Source organism: Pseudomonas sp. TYF_14 (assembly GCF_043105275.1).
GTDB lineage: Bacteria > Pseudomonadota > Gammaproteobacteria > Pseudomonadales > Pseudomonadaceae > Aquipseudomonas > Aquipseudomonas alloputida.
Window position 1 is genome coordinate 26,649 of record NZ_JBICLK010000067.1, and the last position, 7,243, is coordinate 33,891.

General features: G+C 62.8%; 5 protein-coding genes. All 5 read right to left on the reverse strand.

Annotated elements, in window-relative coordinates:
• Positions 1 to 55: 55 nt before the first annotated feature.
• Positions 56 to 775, reverse strand: coding sequence for an OmpA family protein (locus ACF8O8_RS18560; RefSeq protein WP_003247328.1), 720 nt, complete (start codon positions 773 to 775; stop codon positions 56 to 58).
• Positions 776 to 884: 109 nt separating this feature from the next.
• Complete coding sequence (locus tag ACF8O8_RS18565) at positions 885 to 1,529, reverse strand: MBL fold metallo-hydrolase (RefSeq protein WP_020192733.1); 645 nt, start codon at positions 1,527 to 1,529, stop codon at positions 885 to 887.
• A 344-nt stretch (positions 1,530 to 1,873) separates the two neighbouring features.
• Positions 1,874 to 2,566 (reverse strand): sensor histidine kinase KdpD, encoded by a 693-nt coding sequence (locus tag ACF8O8_RS18570; protein ID WP_010952009.1) that lies wholly within the window; start codon positions 2,564 to 2,566, stop codon positions 1,874 to 1,876.
• Complete coding sequence (locus tag ACF8O8_RS18575) at positions 2,563 to 4,170, reverse strand: response regulator (protein WP_392510212.1); 1,608 nt, start codon at positions 4,168 to 4,170, stop codon at positions 2,563 to 2,565. The genes ACF8O8_RS18570 and ACF8O8_RS18575 overlap by 4 nt, the downstream gene beginning before the upstream one ends.
• Positions 4,171 to 4,329: 159 nt before the next feature.
• A complete protein-coding gene (locus tag ACF8O8_RS18580) occupies positions 4,330 to 7,047 on the reverse strand; it encodes a LuxR C-terminal-related transcriptional regulator (RefSeq protein WP_392510213.1) in 2,718 nt (905 codons plus the stop codon).
• Positions 7,048 to 7,243 lie beyond the last annotated feature (196 nt).

Genomic DNA, 7,243 nt, shown 5'->3' on the forward strand with positions numbered 1-7,243 from the left:
TGTGGGAGCGGGACTGCCCGCCCCCACAGAGCCGCAAAGCGGCCCTTAAGGTCAATCAGGGATACTGCTGAACCTGACCTTGCTGCTCATACTGCTGACCCGGAATCGGCTTCAGGTTCACTTCCACACGGCGGTTCTGCGCACGACCATTGGCGTCAGCGTTGCTGGCGATCGGCTGGTCCGGGCCCATGCCACGTACAGAGATACGCGAGGCATCCACACCCTGCGAAGTCAGGTAGGTGCTGACCGCCTGCGCACGGCGCTGGGACAGGTCCATGTTGTGCTGGCGGCTGCCCGTGCTGTCGGTGAAGCCGACCACTTCGATGGTGTTCTGGTTGAACTGCTTGAACGAGCCAGCCAGGTTGTTCAGTGGCGAGTAGAAGCTTGGGGCGATGTTGGCCGAGTCGGTGGCGAAGGTGATGTTGCCCGGCATGATCAGCTTGATCTGGTCACCCTGACGCTGCACTTCCACACCCGTGTTGGCCATCTGTGCGCGCAGCTCGGCTTCCTGCTTGTCGGCGTAATAGCCGTAACCTGCAGCGGCAGCACCCACTGCTGCGGCACCGATCAGGGCCCCCTTGCCACGGTTGTTGTGGTCGATGGCGGCACCCGCGATGGCACCGGCCAGCGCGCCCAAACCGCCGTACTTGGCAGTCTTGCTCATCCCTGTGGAGCCCTGCGCCTGACCCTGGTTGTCGTAAGGGTTCTGGCCGGCGCAGCCGGTCATCAGTGCAGCGGCGGTTGCGACGATAATCAGACGACGCATGGTGAACATGGACAAGCTCCTACTGAAATTCATAAATGCGGCAGATCCCAAGGGGTTCTATGCCAGCCTTGGAACGCATCGGCAACGAAAAATTCCATGAAAGTGCCTTCATGTGCCATCAGGCACGCACGAATGGGTTTTCACGCATCTCGTCGCCCAGACGGGTGTCGGGCCCGTGGCCGGTCACCACGACGGCCTCTTCGTCCAACCGGTACAGCCGCTCCTTGATGGAACGCACGATTGCCCGCTGGTCGCCACCCCACAAATCGGTGCGGCCAATACCCCGGCGGAACAGGGTGTCACCGGCAATCAACAACTTGGCGTCGGCGAACCAGAAGCTCATCGAGCCCGGGGTATGGCCTGGCGTATGCAACGCCACACCGCAGCCGCAGGCCAGTTCTTCGTCATCGCCCAGCCAGCGGTCCGGTGCCGGTACCGGGGTGTAAGGTACGCCGAACATCTGGCACTGCATCTCAAGGTTGTCCCACAGCATCTGGTCGTCCTTGTGCAGGTGCAGCGTGGCACCCGTCAGCTCCTTGAGCTTGCCTGAGGCGAGGAAGTGGTCGAAGTGCGCATGGGTGTGGATGATGCTCACCAGCGTCAGGCCGTGGACCTGCAGGCGGGCAAGGATCTTGTCCACATCACCACCCGGGTCGACGACCATGGCTTTCTTGGTCAGGGGGTCGCCGATCAGCGTGCAGTTGCACTGCAAGGGGCCGACGGGGAAGGTTTCGCGGATGAGAGCAGGCGGGGCTTGGGTCATGGTGTTCTCGCAGGTGAAGCTGGGTTCTGCTGGGTTCTGCTGGGAGCCTGACAGGAAAATGGGGTGGGTGCACGAGGTTCATGCCTTGAGCGAAGTGGCGCCTGCGAGACCGAGCGCCGCCCGCGCGGCGCATCGCGAGCAAGCTCGCTCCTACATTTGTTTCGGGCCAGTTATTCCTGAGGCGGAGGTGCGCGCCACCTTGGTGCCCACCTCGATATTGCGTGGAACAAACAAGGCGGTCGCGCGCGAGGGTGCAGGCAATACTGGCCCGAAACAGATGTAGGAGCGAGCTTGCTCGCGATGCGCCGCGCGGGCGGTGCTCGATCGCCCAGGCACCCAATGCCTCAAGGCAAAAACAACCTGAACAACCCGCCCCCAAGCGCCCCGCCGTTGGAAATCTCGATCCGCCCGCGCACCCCGCCGCTTTCATGCAATGCTGCGATCCGCGCCGCAAAATACAACCCAAGGCCGGTACTGCCGCTGGTCGAGTCGATGCCCTGGATGTAATCCTCCTGGCGCTCGAGCATGTGCTTTGGATAACCCGGGCCGTCATCGTTGACGCAAATGGCCAACTGGTTGTCGGCCTCTTCGATGGTGATCAGCAAGGCGTGCCCGGCAAAGCGGGTGGCGTTGGTGATGACGTTGGCGATCACCGAGGCCACCAGTTCGCGGTCGAAGAAACCCAGCGGGTTGTCGGTGTCGATGCGCCAAGTGGCGAGAATGTCGTTGTGCTTGAGTACTTCCTCGTGCGCCGCCAGCTGAGCTTCGATGAAATCATCCAGCTCATGGTAGTCCGGGCATACCGGCAACTGGTTCACACCCAGTTTGTACAAGCCCAGCAACTGCACCAGCATGCCGTTGAGGTGACGAAACTCATGCTCCATGATCCCCTGTTCGGCACCGCCGCGCAGTTCCTCGGGCAACCGCTCCACCCACTGGCTGTGGGACTGGATCAGCGCCGACAACGAACTTTTGAGGTCGTGCACGGTGGAGGCGATCACCGTGGAAAAATCCAGCCCCTGATTGTCTTGATTCATGCGCCGAACACTCGGATGTGCAGTTTGCGGTAACGGTCATAGCGATTGTCGCTGGCAGGGATCCCGGCCACGCTGGTCAAGGCGTCGCGGCACTCCTGCATGATCGCAGGCTGAGGGTTGTCACCACCGATGCGCAGCAGCGCCTGGGCGGTGTTGAGGGCGATGCTGATATTCTTCGGCTGTAAACCCAATGCCTTTCGGAACAGTTGCAACGCCTCGCCAAGCTGCCCTCCCTGGTAACTGCGCACACCCTGCCGGTTGAGGGTGACCGCTTCGGTAATGGCGTTGAGCACGCTGGGGTCATCCGTCAGCTTGCCCACTTTCTCCATGACCTTGGGGTCATCGCCATAACTTTCCACACAGTTCTTCAGCACGCCGATGGCGGCGACTTCCTGCCCCATCGCCTGCAATTGCGCAGCGACAGTCAGGGCCGAATCGACAGAGAAGAACTGGTTCATCTTGTCCAGACGCTGAATCGCCTGTTCTGTCAACTTGCCGGCCGTTTCCGGGTCGCCGGCCTGCTGCAGGCTGGCAGCCTTCATCATCCGCGCACGCACCTGCAGGCCTTGGTCCTCGGGGTTTTCCTTGGCCACTTCGCTGAGCGTGGTGTTGATCTCGACCCGGGTACGGGCGTCCAGGCCGAAGCCTGCATTCTTGCTCATCAACGCCTGCACCAGGCCAAGGTTGTTTTCGGCATCCTTGTAGCGCGAACTCTGCCCCTGGTTCACTGCATGACGGAACGCCTTCGATGCGCTCTCGAAGTCTTCGTTCTCCAGCGCCAGCTTGCCCAGCGTCGACTGCCGACGCACCGACAAAGGCGACAGGCGCACGGCTTCTTCAAGCAGGTTCTGCGCGCGCCGGGTATCCCCCTGAGCCACCAGCACCTCGGCCATGCCATCGTAAAGGCCTGGCATGATCGGGAACGCCTTGAGCGCCTGCTCGTAAACACCCTGCGCCTGGGCATTCTGACCACGCTTGTGCATCAGTGCGCCCAACGCGGCGTATACCCATGGCTGAGGACGGCTGGCCAGGATGGCCTTGAGGAATTTTTCCAGTTCCTCGAAACGGTTGAGGTTGCGCAGGGCATCGGCCCGGTAGCGCAAGCACAAGGGCGCCAGGCGCGGATCCTTCTTGCACAGCTCGGCGCAGGCCGCCAGTACTTCGGCCGGACGGTTGCGGTCCAGCGCCTGCAGGATCGGCTTCAGCAACGTCTTGCGCTGGAACAGTTTCTCGACACGCTGGGCCAGGCCAACCCGGTTGAACGGTTTGGTCAGGTAGGCATCGGGCTCGTGCTCGATGGCGCTGAGAACAATCGCCTGACTGCTCTCGGCAGTGACCATGATGAACACGCACTCATGGCTGATGTGCTTGTCGATGATCAGGTCTTCAAGCACCTGCTGCCCGTTCTTCTTGCCATCACCCAGATGGAAGTCCTGCAGGATGAAGTCATAGCGCTTCTGCGCGCACATGCGCAGCGCCTGCTCGCCGCTGTCAGCGGTGTCCACGTCGCGCACGCCCAACTCGCGCAACATGGAACGGGTCGACGTACGAAAGTCGGTAAAGTCGTCGACGATCAGAAAGCTCTTTTGCCCGTACTGCAGCATCAACACGACCTGCCTTGGAATGATTGAAAAATCGCGCGAGGCGATGCCACCGATAGCTGTATCGGCAGCTGGTCGGGAAAGATGAGGGTAGAGCATTGTCGGCCAGATAATATGGCGTCAGGCCATCACTTTAACGAGCAATGACCTACAGGGCCAGTATCACGCCAGCAACCCCAGGGATTTGGCCTTGGCCACCGCCTGGGTGCGCCGCTCCACGCCCAACTTGCTGTTGATGTGGCTGGCGTGGGTCTTCACCGTGTGCAGGGAAATGAACAGCCGCTCGCTGATCTGCTGATTGGAACAGCCTTGGGCAATCAGTTCGAGCACAGCCATTTCGCGGCCACTCAGCGCTTCGCCGTTGCCCGTACTGGCGATTGGCACTGGCGGCAGGTGCTTGAGCAGTTCCGCCTGAACCGGGCAAGCGGCACCTGCCTGCAGTTGTTCCTGAAGCCATTGCGGGTGTTTTTCCAGCAGTGGCTGCATCGGCTGCATCACACCGCCATGCGCCGCTTCCAGCAAGCTTGGCAGCAACTGCGCGGCCTGCCCTTCCTTGCCTTCGTCCAGCAGCAGGGCAAGCCATTGGCTCAGGGCGCTGACGGTAAGCATCATGCCGCCACTGGCCTGGCCGCGCTTTACCAGGCATGCCAGGCGTTGCACGGCATCGTCGCTACGCAACTGGATGCGATCGAGCGCTGCCTGCTGCAACGCAATGTGCAACGGCAGCAGCGGATGGAACTCCGGTGCCGCCGCCGGCTGCTCGCCGCCATAGGTCTGGCCCAGGCGCTGCAGCCAGGACTCCGCGAGGTCCGTACGCCCCTGGGCCAGCCACAGTTCGCATTTGACCAGGGTAATCATGGCCAGGTAGTAGACCGGGGGCACATCCCAGATGTGCATCAAGCGTTCGGCCTCGGCCAGTTCGGCAAAGGCCTCCGCAAAGTGACCTTCCCGGCCATCGAGCGTGGCAATCACGCAATGACCAATGAGCACACTGATGTCCCGGCACGCTCGCGCCTCGCCCAGCCCCGCGCGCAAACGCGCGCGGCCCTGAGCCGGCTGCAGACGCGAGACCAGCAAGTAACCTTCGTAAAGCGTCAGTCGCGCACGCACGGCATACAGCCGCTGCGCCGAAAGCCCTTGCAGACGTTGCAGCCCTTGGCGCACTTCGTCCAGCGCACGCAGCACTTCGCCACGGGCATGCAGCACCCGCGCCCGATCGTAATGCGCCAGCGCCTCGAACAAGGGGTTACCGACCCGCTGGGCCAGCTCCAGGGCCTCGCGGTTCCAGCCTCGGGCCCGCCAGAAGTCACCATCGGCAATGGCCAGGTTGGACAGCGTCGACAAACACACCAGCCGCTGGCCATAGCGCTTGCTCGGCAGGCTCTGCAGCGCTTCGCCGCAATAGGCCAGGGTGCGCTCGCGGTCGCCACGGCCACGGGCTATGACCCCACTGAGTGCCAGCCATTGGGCCAGCATCGACTTTTGCGCAGTCGCCGAAGGCGCGGGCAGAAAGCGACTGAGGTAGCCAGCCAGTTCCTCGGCAGCATCCAGCTGGCAAGCCAGCCCCAACGCCCAGCTGTACAGCACGATCAGCCGCGGCGTGCTGATCAACAGACTGTCGGGCAGGTCCATCTTCCAGCGCAGCAACATGCCGACATTCTGCTCGGCCAGCAGTTGCTCCTCGGACAGACTTTGCACCAGGTCGGCGGCAACATCGAGGTGGCCGGCACGCAAAGCCTGCTCCACCGCCTCGTCCAGCAGGTCTTGAGCTTCAAACCAGCGGCAGGCCCGCAAATGCAGAGCGACCTGCGATTCGCTCGCCTGGCGGCTGCGCAGCAGGTCGGAGAACAAATGGTGATAGCGGAACCAGTGGCCATGCTCGTCCAGCGGCACAAGGAACACCTGATGCGCCTGCAGGAAGCTCAGGACGGCGGCGCTGTCGTGGCGGCCACGCATCGCATCGCAAAGCGGAGCGCAGAAACGCTCCTGGCAGGCGGTTTCGTCCAGGAAGGCCTGCACGTCCGCAGGTAGCCTGTCGATGACTTCTTCAAGCAGGTAGTCGCGGATCAGGCCCTCGCCACCATGCAGCGCCTGGGGCAAGGCTTGCTCGTCAGCGCTGTCGCTGGCCGCCAACTGCCAGAAACGCAACCCGGCCACCCAGCCGTCGCTGCGCTGGATCAGGTTGTCCAGTGCCTGGCCGCGCAGGCCGGTAGGCTGGCGACCGATCACCGCCAGCGACTCATCCGCGGTGAGGCGCAGGTCCTGTTCGTTAAGCTCGACCAACTGCCGGGACAGGCGCAGGCGCGCCAGGTGCCAGTCTGGCCGCTGGCGGCTGGTCACCAGCAACACCAGGCCGGGGGGCAGGTGATTGAGGAAGAACTGCAGGCAACGGTCGAGCACCGGCCCCTGGGCCAGGTGATAGTCGTCCAGCACCAGCAGCAGCGGCGTATCAGCCTGCAGGTACAGCGCCAGCTCGTCGAGCAGGCCGTCAAGCCACTCTTCAAAGGCAAACGGCTGGTGGCGCTGGCGCATTTTCAGCAGGCCCATGGCCTGGCCGCCCAGTGCCGGGCAGTATTGCTGCAGGCCTTCAAGCAAGCGCTCAAGGAAGCGGCCAGGGTCAGCGTCCCGCTGGCTCAGGCCAAGCCACAGGCTGCGCCAGTGCTCGGGCAGTGTTTCGCAAAACTCGATGGCCAGGGAGCTTTTGCCGAAACCCGCCGGGGCATTGACCAGCAGCAGCCGCCCGCCCAAACCGGCTTCCAGCCGCTGGCACAACCGCAGGCGCGGCACATGGCCGTCTGGCAGCGGTGGCCGGAAGAAACGCCCGTCCCGCAGGCCAAGGGCCTGACTTGCGAATCCATGGGTACGGGACAGATCTGTCATGGCCGGCTCGTTCTGGTTGGAAGACAACGGCGGTATGGATGTTTGCGAGACTAGCCGTTAACGCTGCGCATTTGAAGATGATGGGCGCAATAGGCGCGGAAAAGACTGCGACAAAAAGCAACATGGCTGATGGACAGGGGCTGGGGCGGGGGTTTGGAGAGGTATTCAGGAGGTTGATTGCCTTGCCCGGCCTCTT

Coding starts and splice junctions, on each gene's coding strand:
- ACF8O8_RS18560 (WP_003247328.1), bottom strand. CDS start 775: ATGTTCACCATGCGTCGTCTGATTATCGTCGCAACCGCCGCTGCACTG.
- ACF8O8_RS18565 (WP_020192733.1), bottom strand. CDS start 1,529: ATGACCCAAGCCCCGCCTGCTCTCATCCGCGAAACCTTCCCCGTCGGC.
- ACF8O8_RS18570 (WP_010952009.1), bottom strand. CDS start 2,566: ATGAATCAAGACAATCAGGGGCTGGATTTTTCCACGGTGATCGCCTCC.
- ACF8O8_RS18575 (WP_392510212.1), bottom strand. CDS start 4,170: ATGCTGCAGTACGGGCAAAAGAGCTTTCTGATCGTCGACGACTTTACC.
- ACF8O8_RS18580 (WP_392510213.1), bottom strand. CDS start 7,047: ATGACAGATCTGTCCCGTACCCATGGATTCGCAAGTCAGGCCCTTGGC.